The sequence below is a fragment of the Nostoc sp. genome (genome assembly GCF_036917935.1).
In the GTDB taxonomy this organism is placed as follows: Bacteria; Cyanobacteriota; Cyanobacteriia; order Cyanobacteriales; family Nostocaceae; genus Nostoc.
Genome location: NZ_JBALEL010000006.1, coordinates 152470 through 170334 on the forward strand (window position 1 = coordinate 152470; position 17865 = coordinate 170334).

15 protein-coding genes are annotated in these 17865 nt (G+C 41.3%); 9 read left to right on the top strand and 6 right to left on the bottom strand.

The window, feature by feature from the left end; genetic code table 11:
• Window positions 1-275 precede the first annotated feature (275 nt).
• The 7 genes from V7K62_RS04365 (at window position 276) to V7K62_RS04395 (ending at window position 12441) form a co-directional block, all read left to right on the top strand.
• A complete protein-coding gene (locus tag V7K62_RS04365) occupies window positions 276-1187 on the top strand; it encodes a S1C family serine protease (protein WP_334862059.1) in 912 nt (303 codons plus the stop codon).
• 12 nt (window positions 1188-1199) lie between these two features.
• Complete coding sequence (locus tag V7K62_RS04370) at window positions 1200-1559, top strand: hypothetical protein (RefSeq protein ID WP_334862061.1); 360 nt, start codon at window positions 1200-1202, stop codon at window positions 1557-1559.
• A 1-nt stretch (window position 1560) separates the two neighbouring features.
• Window positions 1561-2520, top strand: coding sequence for a S1C family serine protease (locus V7K62_RS04375; RefSeq protein WP_334862063.1), 960 nt, complete (start codon window positions 1561-1563; stop codon window positions 2518-2520).
• On the top strand, window positions 2517-3149 hold the full coding sequence (locus tag V7K62_RS04380) for a response regulator transcription factor (protein WP_334862065.1): 633 nt from the start codon (window positions 2517-2519) through the stop codon (window positions 3147-3149). Before V7K62_RS04375 ends, V7K62_RS04380 begins: the two co-directional genes overlap by 4 nt.
• Before the next feature lie 518 nt (window positions 3150-3667).
• Window positions 3668-9634: a hybrid sensor histidine kinase/response regulator gene (locus tag V7K62_RS04385; protein ID WP_334862067.1), complete on the top strand. Its 5967-nt coding sequence runs from the start codon at window positions 3668-3670 to the stop codon at window positions 9632-9634.
• On the top strand, window positions 9634-11166 hold the full coding sequence (locus tag V7K62_RS04390; RefSeq protein WP_334862069.1) for a hybrid sensor histidine kinase/response regulator: 1533 nt from the start codon (window positions 9634-9636) through the stop codon (window positions 11164-11166). Before V7K62_RS04385 ends, V7K62_RS04390 begins: the two co-directional genes overlap by 1 nt.
• 57 nt (window positions 11167-11223) lie before the next feature.
• A complete protein-coding gene (locus V7K62_RS04395) occupies window positions 11224-12441 on the top strand; it encodes a glycosyltransferase family 4 protein (RefSeq protein WP_334862071.1) in 1218 nt (405 codons plus the stop codon).
• A 204-nt stretch (window positions 12442-12645) separates the two neighbouring features.
• Here V7K62_RS04395 and V7K62_RS04400 read toward each other — a convergent pair whose 3' ends face one another.
• The 3 genes from V7K62_RS04400 to V7K62_RS04410 form a co-directional block, all read right to left on the bottom strand.
• A complete protein-coding gene (locus V7K62_RS04400) occupies window positions 12646-12927 on the bottom strand; it encodes a hypothetical protein (protein WP_334862073.1) in 282 nt (93 codons plus the stop codon).
• A complete protein-coding gene (locus V7K62_RS04405; protein WP_334862075.1) occupies window positions 12920-13153 on the bottom strand; it encodes a hypothetical protein in 234 nt (77 codons plus the stop codon). The genes V7K62_RS04400 and V7K62_RS04405 overlap by 8 nt, the downstream gene beginning before the upstream one ends.
• A 364-nt stretch (window positions 13154-13517) precedes the next feature.
• Window positions 13518-14285 (bottom strand): ChaB family protein, encoded by a 768-nt coding sequence (locus V7K62_RS04410; protein WP_334862077.1) that lies wholly within the window; start codon window positions 14283-14285, stop codon window positions 13518-13520.
• A 50-nt stretch (window positions 14286-14335) separates the two neighbouring features.
• On the opposite strand from V7K62_RS04410, the gene V7K62_RS04415 reads away from it, so the two are divergent.
• A complete protein-coding gene (locus V7K62_RS04415) occupies window positions 14336-14545 on the top strand; it encodes a hypothetical protein (protein WP_334862079.1) in 210 nt (69 codons plus the stop codon).
• Between the two features lie 11 nt (window positions 14546-14556).
• On the opposite strand, the gene V7K62_RS04420 is transcribed toward V7K62_RS04415, so the two are convergent.
• Together V7K62_RS04420 and V7K62_RS04425 are read right to left on the bottom strand one after the other, a co-directional pair.
• Window positions 14557-15096, bottom strand: a complete 540-nt coding sequence (locus tag V7K62_RS04420; RefSeq protein WP_334862081.1) for a Dps family protein — start codon at window positions 15094-15096, stop codon at window positions 14557-14559.
• A 427-nt stretch (window positions 15097-15523) separates the two neighbouring features.
• Window positions 15524-15880, bottom strand: coding sequence for a hypothetical protein (locus tag V7K62_RS04425; RefSeq protein WP_334862083.1), 357 nt, complete (start codon window positions 15878-15880; stop codon window positions 15524-15526).
• Between the two features lie 406 nt (window positions 15881-16286).
• Here V7K62_RS04425 and V7K62_RS04430 point away from each other — a divergent pair, with 406 nt between their 5' ends.
• Window positions 16287-16436, top strand: a complete 150-nt coding sequence (locus V7K62_RS04430) for a hypothetical protein (protein WP_334862085.1) — start codon at window positions 16287-16289, stop codon at window positions 16434-16436.
• Window positions 16437-16608: 172 nt separating this feature from the next.
• Here V7K62_RS04430 and V7K62_RS04435 read toward each other — a convergent pair whose 3' ends face one another.
• The gene (locus tag V7K62_RS04435; protein ID WP_334862087.1) at window positions 16609-17709 is read right to left on the bottom strand and encodes a glutamate--cysteine ligase; all 1101 of its coding nucleotides are present in this window, start codon (window positions 17707-17709) and stop codon (window positions 16609-16611) included.
• Window positions 17710-17865: the final 156 nt, after the last annotated feature.

Sequence of the window (17865 nt, forward strand, 5' to 3'; positions counted from 1 at the left end):
AACGAGATAATATCTAAAAGCTTGTACTAGGCTAGTTTTCACGTTAAGTTGACACTAATGCAACATGTTGTGCCCCTACGATTCTCTGTACCTCACCTTGGCGTAGCCTCTCGTAGAGAAGTTGCAATCTGCTATATCTTGATTCAGTAACACCAAAATGCTGATGTAAATCCTAGCCATTTTTCTAGGATGAATTACTCCCCATTTTTCCGATGCCATCTGTGTTGAGAAAACGGCACGATATGAATATCTAAGAACGTTTGCACAAAAATCTTATGTCTTCATTACTGGCTTTGTCCAACAGTTTAGCTGATACCGTAGAAGAAGCTGGAAGTGCTGTGGTTGCGGTAAATGGGGGTACACGTGTTTCCCCAAGCGGCATTCACTGGCGTAATGGCATCATTGTTACTTCTGATGAGTGCCTTCAGCGCTATGACGATATCACCATTACCTTATCGAATGGTAGTACTGCACCAGTAACACTCGTTGGTCATGATTCTAGCACCGATATAGCTGTTTTTAAACTAGAAAATGTAGAAATACCTGTGGCAAAAGTTGGCGATGCCAAAACGCTGAAAGTTGGTCATCTGGTACTAGGACTGGCAAGAGGTAGCGAAGGTGACTTAAGGGCGGCGATGGGTGCAGTCAGCGTAGTTAGCGGTGCTTGGCGGAGTATGAATGGCGGAAATATTGACCAATTCATCCGCCCAGACATCACCCTTTACTCTGGCTTTGCGGGTGGGCCGCTCGTAGATGCTGCTGGTTTTGTGGTAGGTATGAATACATCGGGGCGGCGTGGTACTGCTTTGACTATCCCCACTGCTACAGTCGATCGCGTGGTTGACCAATTAATCGCAAAAGGACGCATTTCTAAGGGCTACTTGGGTGTGGGAATGCAACCTGTACGCTTACCAAAAAACCTGAAAACTGCTCTGAATTTAAGTTCGGCAACGGGGGTAATTGTTGTCAATGTTGAGCCTTCTGGGCCGGCTGAGAATGCAGGTGTGCTGCTTGGCGATGTTTTGGTAACGTTCGATGGCGTAACTGTGGGTGATACAGGTGATGTGTTGGCGCTACTCAATGATAGCGATCGCATTGGTAAAGCTGTCAATGTACAAATTGTCCGGGGTGGAGTGTTAATTGAGTTAGCGATCGCAGTTGGCGAACGACCTACTAAGGAGGAATAATGTCAATTTGGGATGGGTTTAACTAGCTCTGTCAAGATTTATCTAAATTTTCTATTCATTCGAGCTTCTGAACTCGGAACTTTAACCTCTGAACACGGAATTTCGACTTTTTTGCTCGAACGTTCAAGCTTTGAACACGAAACTTCCACCTTGTTGCTCGAACGTTGCGCTTCTGAACACGAAACTTCCACCTTTTTGCTCGAACGTTGCGCTTCTGAACACGAAACTTCGACCTTGTTGCTCGAACGTTGCGCTTCTGAACACGAAACTTCGACCTTTTTCCTCGAACGTTGCGCTTCTGAACACGAAACTTCGACCTTTTTCCTCGAACGTTTCACTGATTCTATTTTGACATGCTTAAAAATTGTATAACATGGCAAACACAACATTAACAAACATCGCTGCTGAATTGACAGAAGTCGCTGCTAAACTACGCCTACGCACTGTCAAAGTGAAAAGCGGCTCTTTGGGAATTGGTTCTGGTGTAATTTGGCAACCTGACGGACTAATTATCACTAATGCCCATGTCGCAACCAGCAATCGCGCAACTGTGGAATTGGCAGATGGAAGAGTATTTGATGCGGTGCGTACCCAATTTGATCCACAGCAGGATTTAGCCGCCCTGAAAATTGTCGCCAGTGATTTAACTGCTGCAACCATCGGCAATTCGGAAGCGCTACGAGTGGGTGAATTAGTCTTGGCGGTGGGTAATCCCTTTGCTGAAAGTGGTGCTGTGACAACTGGAATTATCCATGCAAATAATCAGCGAGCAGTTATGGCCGATTTGCAGCTGTATCCTGGTAATTCTGGGGGGCCGCTTGCCGATTGTCAAGGCCTTGTCGTGGGAATTAATACGATGATTGTTAATGGTTTGGCTGTGGCAGTTCCCAGCAGCACCGTTGAGCGTTTTGTACAGAGAAATAGTCGTCCGCAGTTGGGAGTCACGCTGCAACCTGTGCTTTTAGATCGGCGTAGATTGGGTTTATTGGTGCTGTCAATTTTACCTGACAGTGCAGCGGAAACTGCTGGTGTGCAAATCGGCGATGTTTTAATTGGAGTTTCGGGGCGATTATTCACTAGCATGAATGACTTAACCAAATATCTCCATGACAGTCAGGAATTAGGCACTCAAAACCTGAAACCTCGATCCCCCCTAACCCCCCTTAAAAAGGGGGGGATCTCAAAAGCCCCCTTTTTAAGGGGGTTGGGGGATCTCTTATGCGTAAGTCCTAACAGTAAAGGATCTGTGCCGCTACAACTCCTACGCGGTAGACAGCAATTCGTGATTTATGTTGCCGTGCAGCCCGATCAAACTGCTGTGGAGGCGACATGATCCGGGTGATGGTAGTTGCTACTTCCCCTGTGGTGCGGGCAGGGTTATCAACTGTGGTGACTACCAATCCTCGGCTGACGGTTGTGGGGAGTGCATCCGATTTGGATGTATTGGCGAGTGAAGTTGGGCAATTACAGCCGGATGTGGTGCTGGTAGATTTGAGCGGTAATTTTCAACAAGCGGTGTGGGAAAAATTGCTGGTTATTCAAGAACAGCAATACCCATTAGGAATAATCGTGATTGTTGAAGAACTCGACAGCATCGACTTAGAGGCAGCGTTACGTTCTGGTATCCGGGGGATATTGCCCAGTACTAGTACAGAGTCAGAAATTGTCGCGGCTGTGGAGGCGATCGCTTTTGGTTTGCTGGTGCTGCACCCGGATGCTGTAGAATTACTATCTATCCGCGAAAAAGTGGTAACGAATCCCGTACAAAGCTTGACACCACGAGAGATAGAGGTTTTAGGAATGCTGGGGTCAGGGTTGGGAAATAAAGCGATGGCCAAACGCTTGCATATTTCTGAGCATACCGTCAAATTTCATCTCTCATCCATTTTTCAAAAGCTCAGTGTCTCCAGTCGCACCGAGGCTGTTGCTGTGGGTGTGCGACTGGGTTTGATTCTGCTTTGATCTTTAGTCATTAAAAATATGAGATCGTGATCAATACAGAATTCTTGTATGAATCCCTTGCCCTCACCCTAAATCCCTCTCCCAAGCTTGGGAGAGGGACTTTGAAATTGGCTCCCCTTCTCCCAAAATTGGGAGAAGGGGTTGGGGGATGAGGGCGAATTTTGCATTTGTGCAAGAGGTCTAATACAGAATTCAGAAGTCAGGAGTCAGTTGGATATTCTGACCGAAAAAGCAGAGAGCGTCTGAATAAAAGGGTTTAAGACCAATACAGTTCAGAATGAGCAACAAAACCCAGATGTAGAGACGCGATTTATCGCGTCTTGAAAGACCAATTATCTACACCAATAACCCTTAACCCAAGCATATATTTCCAAATGTTGAGCTTTATTTAGCCTTAGAGAAATTTTGGGCTGGCTGGGAATGCTAAAGAAAGCACCTGATTGTCCTTTTGTTTGACAGTTGTGGATAACGTTCATTAGCCTCATACCCAGTTCATCGTACTACTCAGTCCTAGAAAAATGATACCTGTCCTTCCCGGTTACAACTTTATTGAAGCTCTGCATGAAGGTGTGAATACCGTTATTTATCGCGCTTCCAAGCAGTTGGATCAAAGCCTTGCGATCGTTAAAGCCCTGAAAGCCGAGTATCCCAGCCTCGAAGAACTAACCCGACTCAGACATGAATATAAAATCTCACAGACCTTAGTAGATATAGAAGGAATTGTCAAGTCTCTAGCTTTAGAAAATCATCATAACGGTCTAGCCCTAATTTTGGCAGACTTTGGTGCAGAATCTCTGAAAAAGTATATTAGCGATCGCCAATTGTCATTAACCGAATTTCTCACAATAGCCATTCAGCTAGCATCCACTCTCACTCAACTGCATCAAGCCAAGATTATTCATAAAGATATTAAACCCGACAATATCGTTATTAACCCAAAAACCGGGCAAGTTAAAATTATCGACTTCAGTATTGCATCGCGTTTAGAAAAAGAAAATCAAAGTATCAGCAATCCCAATTTATTAGAAGGCACTCTCGCCTATATGTCACCGGAGCAAACCGGACGAATGAATCGGTCAATTGATTACCGTACCGACTTCTATTCTTTAGGTGTTACCTTTTATGAAATGCTGACAGGTTCGCTGCCCTTTAATGCCGCTGACCCTCTAGAATTTGTTCATTGCCATATTGCAAAAACACCAATAACGCCTCACGAGTTCAATCCCAAAATTCCTTCAGCGGTTTCTGACATTGTAATGAAATTGTTAGCTAAAACTGCTGAAGATAGATATCAAAGCTCTCTAGGACTAAAAGCCGATTTAGAAACCTGTCTGACTCAGTTGCAGACGCATGGAGAGATTTCCCACTTTATTGTCGGTCAACTAGATTCATACAGCCAATTTTCCATCCCGCAAAAACTCTACGGACGGGAAATAGAAGTTGCTACTTTGTTAGAAGCATTCGATCGCGTCAGTTCTGGGACTACGGAAATGATGCTAGTTTCTGGTTACTCAGGCATCGGGAAATCGTGCTTAGTTTCCGAAGTTCACAAACCGATTGTGCGCCAACGGGGTTATTTTATCTCCGGTAAATTTGACCAGTTCAAGCGGAATATTCCTTTTGCTTCCCTAATTCAAGCATTTCAAGATTTGATGCGGCAATTGCTAACAGAAACCGATGACCAAATCGCCGTTTGGAAATCAAAACTAATAGATGCCCTTGGCTCCAATGCTCAAGTGATTATAGATGTTATTCCCGAATTAGAACGGATTATTGGCCCGCAGCTAGCAGTTCCTCAATTAGGATCATCAGAATCACAAAACCGATTTAATCGGGTGTTTCAACAATTCATTCATGTATTTAGTCAACCCGAACACCCGCTAGTTTTGTTTCTGGATGATTTACAGTGGGCAGATTCAGCTTCCCTCAAGCTTATCCAGTTAATTATCACCGATCCAGATAGCCAATATCTATTGCTAATTGGTGCATATCGAGATAACGAAGTAAGTGCCACTCATCCCTTGATTCAGACCTTGGAGGAGATTCAAAAGACTGGTGCGATCGTAAATAACATTATCCTCCAGCTTTTAGATATCGCTCACGTCAACCAGTTAGTAGCCGATACTCTTCGTAGTGAAGTTTTAAAGGTAAAGCCGCTAGCTGAGTTAGTTTTTACAAAAACCCAAGGCAACCCCTTTTTCTTAACTCAGTTACTCAAATCCCTTTATCAGGATAACTTGTTATCATTTGACTTTCAGCGTGGTTTTTGGCAATGGAATATTGAGTTTCTTCAAGGAGTTAATATAACTGATAACGTCGTTGAATTGATGGTCAGTCAAATTCAAAAGCTATCTGAAAAAACCCAGAATGTGTTAAAGTTTGCCGCTTGCATTGGAGACAAATTTACTTTAGATATGTTGGCGATTATTAATAAAACATCTCAGTCAGAAACAGCAGCCGATTTGTGGGAAGCTCTGCAATCAGGTTTGGTTCTACCCCTCAATAATTCCTACAAAACACCGCTTGTTTTTGACTCAGAACAAATGGAGGCTGAGAACAGGCGATCGCCCATTAACCAGCCCCAATCACCCATCACCTATAAGTTCTTACATGACCGGGTGCAGCAAGCATCTTATTCTCTCATTCCAGATGACCAGAAAAAACAGACTCACCTAACAATCGGTGAATTGTTACTAATACATACCTCAAAAACGGACATTGAAGAAAACATCTTTGAGATTGTTAACCAATTGAATATTGGTGCTGAATTTATCACTCAGCAGCCTCAAAAAGATAGACTGGCTCAACTCAATCTCATCGCTGGACAGAAAGCAAAAGCAGCAACAGCGTATGAATCATCTGTTAAATATTTAAACGTAGGTTTGGAACTTCTTGCGGCAGATAGTTGGCAGTGTCAGTATGACATGACACTCAACCTCCATGTAGAAACAGCAGCAGTAGAATTCCTCAACACTAATTTCGAGCGAGCAGAAATGCTTTCTGATGTAGTTTTGTCACAAGCAAAAACCCTACTCGATCGAGTCCAGGTGTACGAGACAAAAATGCAGTTTTATATTGCTAAAAACGAAATGCAAGCTGCGTTAAATACTGGATTGCAAGTGCTGAAAATGCTAGGGTTGCCTTTATCAGAAAAACCCCCGATGAGACTGACTAGATTGAATTTAGGAGGAAAACGAATTGAGGATTTAATAGAATTGCCAGAAATGACTGATGTTTATAAATTAGCTGCACTGCGAGTTTTGATAAATCTGATTCCTCCGGTTTATATTGCAGCTCCCGAACTTTATCCCCAGGTCGTTTTTAAAATGACCAATCTCTGTCTCAAAGATGGAAACTCTCCTTTGTCAGCTTATACGTATGTACTTTATGGAATGTTGCTATGTGGCGCTTTTGAAGACATGGATTCTGGTTATCAATTCGGTCAGTTAGGCTTAAAGCTGTTAAATCAATTCAATGCTAAGGAAATGACGGCGAAAATCTATGAAACATTTAATTATTTTATCAGGCATTGGAAAGAACCAGCTATTAATACTATAGAGCCGTTAATTGAGGGTGTCCAAAGAGGGCTAGAAACAGGAGATTTAGAATATGCTTCTTATTCGGCTTGTTTTTATTGTACGCATTTGTTTTTTATCGGTGAAAATCTGGAAATAGTTATCCAGAAACAGGCGCACTATATCGCTTTGATGCAAAGAACCAAACAAGAATTTCAAATTATTTATGCTAATATAGTCCGACAAACTGGTTTGAATTTAGTTAAAAAAACGGCTGAACCATATCGATTAATTGGCGAAAGTTTTGATGAAAATAAAATGTTGCCAATTCTGATAAATAGCAATAATTATATGGCTATTTATCCTATCTATGTTTCTAAACTGATTCTAGGTTATTTATTTAAAAATTACGATCGCGCCGCTGAGTATGCCTTGCTGGCAGAAAAATACGAACAAGGTGGACGAGGGTTGATGTACAGAGCCGAACATAAGTTCTACTCCTCTCTGACTCTCCTAGCTTTGTATCCCAGTGCATCAAAAAGCGAGCGCCAACAATATTTCAGTCAAGTGGTAGCGCAGCAGAAAAAAATGAAGCAATGGGCGTTGCATTCTCCTGCAAACTATCAGCATAAATACGATCTCGTGGAAGCACAAAAGGCACGATTATTGCAACAAGATGCCAAAGCGATCGCGTTTTATGATCGAGCAATAACTGGAGCCAGAGAACATGGATATATTCAGGAAGAAGCCCTAGCCTCGGAACTAGCAGCAGAGTTCTATTTTGCGTGTGGCAGAGAGAAAGTTGCTAATACCTATCTCAACGATGCCTACTATGGATATGGTTGTTGGGGAGCGAAGGCAAAAGTCAAAGACTTGGAAAAAAGATATCCTCAACTATTTCGGATATCAAAGCGAGAAACCGTCAATACGAACGTGACTAGGATAATTAGCTCTACGGGTGACAATGCATCAGACTCGCTGGATTTAGCCACAGTTATGAAAGCATCTCAAGCCCTTTCTGGAGAAATAGTTTTTAGCAAGTTGCTCACTAAATTAATGACAATTGTGCTAGAGAATGCTGGCGCTCAAATAGGCTACCTAATTTTAGAAAAATCAGGAGACTTACTAATAGAAGCATCAGGAGCAGTAGACAAAAACGATGTAACTGTGCTACAAGGAATTCTAGTATCAACCAGTCAGCAGCTACCAATTTCACTGATTAACTATGTAGCCCGAACTAAAGAAAATGTTGTCCTCAGCAATGCAACTTGTGAAGGAACATTTACCACAGATACATACATCGCTACCCATCAACCCAAATCGGTTTTATGTACACCGCTCATCCATCAAGGAAAACTTACTGGCATTCTTTATTTAGAAAATAATCTCACTATTGGCGCATTTACATCAGATCGCTTAGAAGTATTACAACTGTTATCTTCTCAAGCGGCAATTTCCATTGAAAATGCTCGTCTTTATAAAGACTTAAAATTAGCCAACACTAACTTAGAAGCCAAAGTACAAGGGCGAACTTTAGAGTTACAAGAAAAAAATGTGCATCTGCAAAAAGCAGAAGAAATTGCACAATCAGCTAACCGTGCTAAAAGTGATTTTCTGGCCAACATGAGCCATGAACTAAGAACACCACTTAATGGCATTTTGGGTTACGCCCAAATCCTCAAGCGAGACAAAAGTTTAACTAACTCACAAAAAGATGGTGTGAATATTATTCATCAGTGTGGCGACCATCTTTTAAACCTGATCAATGACATTTTAGACCTCTCTAAAATTGAAGCGAGAAAAATGGAACTCCACCTAACGGATTTTCATTTTCCAGAATTTCTCGAAGGCATTGCCGAAATCTGCCGTATCCGCGCCGAACAAAAAGGTATTTGCTTAATTTTTGAACAGATTACTCAACTTCCTATAGGTGTCAAGGCTGATGAAAAACGGTTGCGGCAAGCTTTGATTAACTTACTAGGTAATGCCGTTAAGTTTACCGAAACTGGAGGCGTAGCTTTCAAAGTTGGCTATCAAGAAGGTAAAATTCGGTTTCAGGTGGAAGATACAGGAATTGGCATGGCACCAGAGCAATTAGAAGAGATATTTTTGCCGTTCCAGCAGGTAGGAGATCACAATCGCAAAGCAGAAGGAACAGGATTAGGACTGGCAATTACCCGCCAATTAGTTCAGATGATGGGTGGCGAAATCGAGGTGAAGAGTAATTTAGGAAAAGGGAGCGTTTTCTTCTTTGATTTAGATTTGCCTGAAGTTTATCAATACGCTGATGTTGTCAAAAAAGAGCAACGAAATATTCAAGGTTTTAAAGGCGGCAAGCGGAAAGTTATCGTAGCAGATGACAGACCAGAAAATCGGGCAATTTTGGTCAAGATGCTATCGCCTTTAGGATTTGAAATTGTGGAAGCAATAGATGGTCAAGATTGTCTCAATAAAGCATCTAAATCGAATCCAGATTGTATCTTAATGGATTTGTTGATGCCTCAAATGAATGGCTTTGAAACTACCCGTCGCATTAGGCGATCGCCTGAACTAAAGAATGTGATTGTGATTGGCACTTCTGCCAGCGTTTTTGATTTTGATCTCAACAAAAGTAAAGAGGCGGGTTGCAATGACTTTCTACCTAAGCCCATCCGAATAACAGAGCTTTTAGAAAAGTTACGGTATCACTTAGAACTGGAATGGATTTATGAAGATGGGGAAATTCAAGTAGGTAAAGGTAATCAAGAAGAAAATTCTCAGCAATCATTGGTAGCTCCCTCGGCAGACGAAATTGCGATTCTGTTGAATTTAGCAATGAAAGGCGATCTCAAAGGTATTGTGGAGCAAGTTACTCACTTGGAAGAATTGGATGTTAAATATGCACCTTTTTCTTTAGAGTTGCGTCAATTAGCTAAAGGGTTTCAAGTTAAAAAAATTCGTGAAATTTTAAAAAAGGTAGGGGTGAATTAATGAGTATTTCCAACATTGAAAATAGCATTATCTTAATCGTTGATGATAACCCGACAAATTTAGGAGTGTTATTTGATTTTTTGGTTGATTCTGGCTTCCAAGTGTTGGTAGCACAGGATGGCGAGGATGCAATTGAACAGGTCGAATATGCTCTCCCCGATCTAATTTTGTTAGATGTACTCATGCCTGGTATGGACGGGTTTGAAACTTGCCAGCATTTGAAAGCTCAAGAATCAACTAAAGACATCCCCGTAATCTTTATGACGGCGCTTTCTGAGACGGTGGATAAAGTCAGAGGGTTGAATCTTGGGGCGGTGGATTACATCACTAAGCCGCTTCAGCATGAAGAGGTTTTAGCCCGTGTCAAAATCCATTTAAGCATCCGAAATCTGACTAAGAAACTGCAAGAGCAAAATGTGCATCTGGAACAGGAGATTCAAGAGCGGACTAAGGCAGAGAACGCCCTTTTAAAGCTGACATCTGAGTTAGAAGAACGGGTGAAAGAAAGGACATCTGCACTTGAGCAATCTAATCAGCTGCTGCAACAGGAAATTCAAGAGCGCATTTGTACAGAACAAGCATTGCAGGAATCAGAAGCACGCTATCGAGAACAAGCCAATCGGCTAGAACTTGCCTTTCGCCAACTTCAAGAAACTCAAAGCCAACTGGTTCATAGTGAGAAAATGTCTAGTCTGGGACAATTGGTGGCGGGTGTCGCCCATGAAATTAACAATCCCGTCAACTTCATTTATGGGAATTTGACTCACGCCTATCAATATAGCCAAGGCTTGCTCGACCTCTTGAACCTCTATGCTAAGTACACTCCCTCACCGCTACCTGAAATTCAGAAGCTGACTGAGGCGATAGATTTAGAATTTCTGAGTGAAGACCTACCTAAATTGCTGAGTTCGATGAAGGTTGGGGCTGACCGCATCCGCGAGATTATTCAGTCGTTACGGATTTTTTCTCGCGTGGATGAAGCTCAAATGAAGCCGGTGGATATTCACGCTGGGCTAGATAGCACGCTGCTGATTTTGCACAATCGCTTTAAAGCCAGTTCTAACGAACTAGGTATTCAACTCGTTAAAGACTATGGCGACCTACCGCTTGTGGAGTGTTATGCAGGACAACTGAACCAAGTGTTTATGAATCTACTGGCGAATGCAATTGATGCTTTGGAGGAGTACGATAAAGAGCGATCGCCCCAGGAAATTTACTTTTGCCGCAGTACAATTTGGATTTGTACTGAAGTAACTGACAATGAGTTTGTGACTATTAGGATTAGGGATACTGGCCCCGGTATGAAAGAGGAAATACGCGATCGCTTATTTGACCCCTTCTTTACGACAAAACCCGTAGGTAGAGGCACAGGTTTAGGCTTGTCAATTAGCCAGGAAATTGTTGTCTCCAAACATGGTGGTCACATAACGTGCCTTTCAGCACCTGGTCAGGGAACAGAGTTTATGATTAAAATTCCGATGCGATCGCACCCTTTAGAATTGACTTTGGCTGCACCCTCATATTTTGGCTAAATCAAAAACTTTTGAAAATGAACGTAAAAACACTTTAGTTGCAAAGCGATCGCTTGTATGAACATTTTAATGCTATCTTCCACCTTTCCCTACCCACCAACACGCGGGGGAACCCAAGTTAGAACATTTAATTTACTCAAGTACTTGAGTCAACGTCATACTGTCACCCTCGCTACTCAACGCGAGGGTGATGTTACAGACGCAGAAGTAGCAGGATTACGCGATTGTGTAGATCATCTAGCTATTTTTGAACGCCCGCCAGATTCTCGAACCACCGGAATATTGAAGAAAATACAGCGATTTGGGAGATTTTTGCAGCAGGGAACGCCGCCAAGCGTACTTAACCGCTACTCAGTTGAGATGCAAACATGGGTTGATAACTGGGTGGAAGCAGGGAAATGTGATGTAATTACCTGCGAACATAGTGTCAATGAAATTTATATACAATCGCATTTTCAGAAACAGCTAAAAACCATCGTTAATGTTCATAGTTCTGTTTACGCTACCTGTCAGAACCAACTAGCAACGGGTATTTCGGAAAATTCACTCAGAGACAAAATTAATCTACCACTTTTGCGTCGTTATGAGCAAAACTACTGTGCTAAATTTTCGGCAATTGTCGCGACAACAGAAGAAGATAAAATTCAACTAGAAGAATTTAACCCCAATAGTGAAATTACAGTTATTCCCAATGGCGTAGATTTAGTTTCTTTCCCTAACCGTACCATCGATCCAGGAGGACATCGCCTAATTTTTATTGGTGCAATGGATAATTTAGCAAACATTGATGCTGTCTGCTTTTTCAGCAACGAAGTTTTGCCAGAAATCCAAAAATTGTATCCCGATACAACTTTCGATATTGTCGGTTCTCATCCGGTGGCAGAAGTTTTAGCACTTGATAAAAAACCAGGAATTAATGTGCTTGGGCGTGTACCTTCGATGGCAGAATATTTACATCAAGCCACCATCTGCGTTGTCCCGATGCGGACTGGGTTTGGTATTAAAAATAAAACTTTAGAAGCAATGGCAGCTGGTATACCTTTAGTCGCGAGCGATCGCGGCTTAGAAGGATTAGCTGTAGATGTTGCTAGTCAACCATTACGGGCATTACGAGCAAATAAACCAGCAGAGTACGTCACCGCTATTAGTCAACTATTTGATCGTCCACATCTGCGTTCAGAATTGTCTCACAACGGCAGACAATTGGTAGAAACAGAATTCACTTGGGATATAGCTGGTAAAAGCTATGAACAAGTTTGTCTTGGGAGAGAGTAATACTAATTCGTAATTAGCGTACACATAAAAATGCTTAGTCTAACAAAGATCCCACTACTAACTCTAGATAAATTCTTATTGTTCTTTATTGTTGGTGTGGGAAAAATATGTGTAGAGACGTAGCAATGCAACGCCTCTACACCGGTTGTGCAAATTATCTTATCTAAATCGGATTTGTTTTTAGTTAGCTTGTGAATGGGCACGTCAATTATTGTCAAACCTAGTCGAATAACCTAACACAAGTAATTTCTTATGCTTACGCTTATTCTTATTCTTGAGAGTAATCAAATAATTATCAACGTAGCGAAAAGCCGCTGCACCGTCGTAATCAGCAATGGCTATAGCTTGCAAGAAAACCTTTGAGGGAATTTCAAACCCTAAAAATTTTTCTGTTAAGATTAATAAATCTTCATCTGTGGCAGCAAAAGTAGTTTCTTCTGCCCCTTCTGAATCAGAAAATATATCATCAATTAATGTTTTATACACTTTGTACCTCCCCAAAAGCATAAGATGCAAAGCCTGTGATAAAGTTTAGCTGCTGATCGCGAGTTTGTAAGTTAAGTGGCAGTTCAGTACCAGGACATCCTATTTCCCGTAAAATCTCCAAACAATAAGTACTGAGTTGAGTGTATGGAGCTTGCTCCAATTCTTGAGCTACTTCTAGAGCCATCTCCAGATTGACTTGGATAACCGTCTTTACAGGGTTGGTCATAAATACGCCCTAATAAACTGGATGCTCTAAGTTTTGATCACAAGCACAAATAGCGTAACGGTGTTTTTGCGGAATTTATGAAGAGGGGAAATTCAAATATCAGCGCATTTGCGGTAATGTATCGGAAGTTATGCTTTCCTTGGCTGAAAGCTAGACAACTTCGATCTACGTGCGATCGCCTACCCTCATCCGTCTAATTATGTATAAAAAGTAATAAATCTTACCAAAGAATTGTCAATATATTTATATCTTGTCGGGTAGACGAAACGCTTACCTATAACTAAAGGTGGGCTTTTCGACCCACCTCACAAGATTGGATAATTTATTTGTTATAAATTCCTAATATTAAGTCTCGCAAAGTAGTTTAAGCTTTGACCTTAGCTTTAGACCAGACACCATTTTCATCTTCATCATATTGCTGGTGAACAGTCTCCCAAGCGGCTTGTTCAGCCGTAAACTCGTCACTTCTCTCATTGAGTACATTATTATAGCGCTCAATGAATGTCCTCTGAGCTTGATCAGAAAGATGAGCGCGAACTTCAGGAGACAAATCTTCTGGACTATTGCACTGTCCAGAACAAGAACGAGCCAGAGTTTTCTCAATCGTGTGAATTTCTTCGGCACCAGCACTTTCGAGCAGCAATTGAAATTCGCCAGTGCGATCGCTCGGAACTTCTGCCATCACGAAAAATTCGCCAGCTTGTAAGCGAGTTTGGTAGATAGCCGCTTTATCTTCTGGCATCCCCAAAGTAGTTAGAACCGATACTAGACCGGCACCTGCACTACCTGCGATCGCTCCACTAGCAGCCCCCAACAGCACTGCACCAATAGGCCCTGCTGCCACGATTGGGCCGACAAAAGGAATAAATAATACGCCTACACCCGTAAGCAAGCTGAGAAAGGAACCAAACAAAGAACCAAAAACTGCCCCTGTTCGCAAACCTCCCAGAATCACATCTTTTTTACTAATAAAGCCAGCTATTCTCGTTTCCGACTGGAAGTTTCTGCCCATAACCGAAATATGATCTCTAGGCACACCCCTGTCTAGTAAACGTCGAATCACATCATCAATCTGCTTCTGATCTTTGAATACAGCAGATATAGTACGTTCTGCTTTATATACTTCTGGCACTTAAATACTCCTGGTATTATTTTGTTTTGGCGGCGTTGCTGAATTCAGGTATGAAAATGATTTTGCGTGATTTCAAAACCTGTGTAGAGACGTTGCAATTCAACGTCTCTACACCAAGATTCATACATCTAATTCAGCAACGCCGTTTTTGCAATGAATATGGTGAATGGGTAGATACAGGCAGATTGATTCTTTCACATCAGTTGAGGGAGGATTCATTCCTCACTCAACTAGTTGCACACTCAGCCATCCTCAACTAAGACATTATCAGCTATACACCTACGGGAGTCTTAGCCCCTTCTGCTGGCTGTCTACCATCTGAGTCTAGTGCTTCCCCTTCAATAAATGAACGGAGCATCCAAGCTATCTCTTCATGCTGTTCCAGCAGTCCAGTTAAAAAGTCAGCAGTTCCCTGATCGTGGAACTTTTCACCAGACTGATCTACATGGTCTCTCAAATTACGAATAACCTGCTCGTGATCGTCCACTAGATTAGCTACCATCCCTGTTGCTGTGGGCACATTACCAGCATGTTCCTTGAGGCTAGCAAGCTTGAGAAATCCTTCCAATGTACCAACTGGATAACCGCCCAAAGCACGAGTCCGCTCTGCCAAAGCATCAATATTTAGAGTCAGCTTTTGGTAGTGTTCTTCCCAAAGCTGATGCAAAGAGCGGAACTGAGGGCCAACCACATCCCAGTGGTACTTTTTGGTTTTTACCAACAGTAAATAGGCATCTGCCAAATCTTGATTCAACAGATTAATTACACCTTGACGCTGTTCGTCTGTCAAACCAATGTTTATCGCACGCATTATTTTCCATCCCTAAGCAAACTTATTTATTAATTTGCCAAATTTTCCACATCATCCACATCAACCAAAGGAAACATTATGAGTTGAGATTAATTATCACATTACATAGTTATACCTATGTCTTAATAGGTAGTACTATTCAGTCGATAGATAATTTATCAATTAGCTATATTTCCTTGTTTTTTATCAGCTAAAAAAATAGAAATATTAATATAATAGTTAATTAAGACATCTGCAATCCCAGTTTTATAGCGGTTCTCACTTGGATGCAATACAGTGGTCACTAGCCCGTATTTGCTGGCGCAGACACTGCCCTTAGCAAGGGGCGAGGTTGAAGTTGCCAGCTTAACACTACTAAGTAGTAATGGGTGATTGCGTAAAAGCAATCACCCATTACTAACGAAAAACTACCAAGGTATTAACTCTGTTATTTACCTGTAATTTTTTCCAACAAACTCTTTGCCTTTTCTTCCACTGAGGTTGCACCCTGTGAATTTTCAGGACTCTTTTGCTTGTCAATATCAGCTGCTCCCTGAACTTCATTGAGTCCTTTATTGGACTCTTCTTGAACCTTTTCTAGTCCCGCTGGTGGTTCTTTAGCGGCTTTGTCAGTTTTAGCCTGAATATCAAGCAGTTGTGTTGTACCTTCGGTAGGCTTACTTTGGTAGCTATCGATTGCAAAAGCAGGAAAAGCATTAGAGAATAAGACTAGGGCACAAGTAAAAGCTACTACTAGAAAACGTACTGGACGGAAAATAGATAAAACAGAAGCAATAATTTTCATTTGAAATCCTCGATAACAGCTTTAACAACGCAGAACTTTCACTGAAAAAGCGAAGCACATACCTTTACTTAGCAAATTTAAGCAATAATAAAACTGCCAAGCTCCGCTTCAATCTAGAAGTTCTTGAAAAACAAACCTGGTGAAGAAATTCTCTTTGGATTTCTGCATCGAATTAGTAAGGCATAATAAGCAAATACCACCTTAATTCTTTAGCAAAATCATTAGATTTTATCTTGAAATTTTTCGTTCCCAGGTTCCATATTTATACTTTTACTTTGAAAATGCTAATGTCTGCATCAATCTCTAGAATGAAATTTCCTGCATCTTTGGTTGCAAGAAAATCAGTCTCTAGGTATATCGACTTAATCTAGTTTTGGCAGGTTATATCAAGTTCGGATAATTAGTTATGCTGACTACAGTCATTGCACCCCACCCCGATGCTTTCTACGGTGTACACACAAGTCTCAAAATTCCACCTAATAATTGGTTTTGTCGCTCTAGCTCTCAAATTATGGCCAGAAGTGGAGTTTCTAGTCCCCAATATTTGGGTATTTAGGGGGCGAAAAGAGTTGAAACATATCTGGATAGCACTTGTGTGTACACCGTGTTAGCTCGACTTTATCCAATCAAAGGACTTTCAGGACTATGCACCTTAAAGGACATTTGTAAAGTATAAATTTATATAAACATTCCCCTCTTTAATAAAGGGGAAAAAATAAATCTTTTCTTTAAACTTGATAAGTCTGCCTTATTACCTCTTCTATTGAACTTACGCGATGGAACATTTCTATTAATTCATGGGATCTGATTTTTCGCTTCGCCAGCATCACTTTTAACGGCGTTAAATAATGAATATCTGGGTCATTTCCTAAAGCAACTTCGGCTGCTTGCAAGACTTTTGTCGCATTCCCAAAAATATCCTCGTTTTCAAACGCTTCTTTTGCAGAAAGTTGGTGTAACGCTGCATCGGGTACAGTTGCTCTACCTAGCAAGGTTTCATCTAACACCAAACCTTTCAATAATATCAGTAAAGCCGCATAGATTAAAAAATCATCACAACTATCGCAAGCCTTAAATTCGATGCGTCCCACTTCAGCCGGAATGCGGGCGATTTTTGTTAAGGAAGGTATGCTATTAATCAATTGCTCCTCTTTCTGAACAAAAACCAGAGTAGCTGGTCTTTTTCCAGTTCTGATAAATGTTCGTACCGATAACCCATCCCATAAACCTCCATTATAAAAAGGGGAACTATAACTAAAAGGAACGATATAGGGACTATAATAAGTTAACTTTCTGCCAATATCAATCACATCTTCAGGAGACAAATCTGCCATTGAAATATTTAAATCTGGCCCATAAGACACCATGTGAATATTAGCAGTTTGTTCGTCAGGATAAGCCTCTAGCTGTTTGATTTCATAATTGTTTAATGGGGGTTGAGGCTCAAAAGCGGGATTGTAAGGATTGAAACTAACCAAAACTGGTGATAACCCAAAGTTAGCAGCAACCTCACGTAGCAAGTCAAAACTTTCTGATAATTCAGTAATAGCGCCTTGAATATTAGAATGTATAGTTGTTCTAATTTCAATACCTTTAACATGACAGTCGATCACCTCATCGGAATCTGCAAATCTTTCAAATCCTTCAATGTACCATCTCTTCATCTTAATACCCGCATCGCCGACCCGTAGTTGAGGATAGTCGCTGGGGTATGTGGGTAGCCTTTGAATAATTTGATTTAAATCAGCAAATGTTGTGTGAGAGAAATCAGCAAATTTTCCTTCTTTGTTCAAGAAAGCGACTTCATGCTCAATGCCAAAAAAAAACATTATGTGTACCTTAATTGCTTAGAGTTAACCTAATCTAACTAATGCCAAGCGATATAGCGGTTCTCGCTTGAGTGAGATACAAGAACCCCACCCCCAACCCCCTAAGAGCAAGCGATGAGGGGACTATAATGTACCTTATATGATTAGGAAACGCTA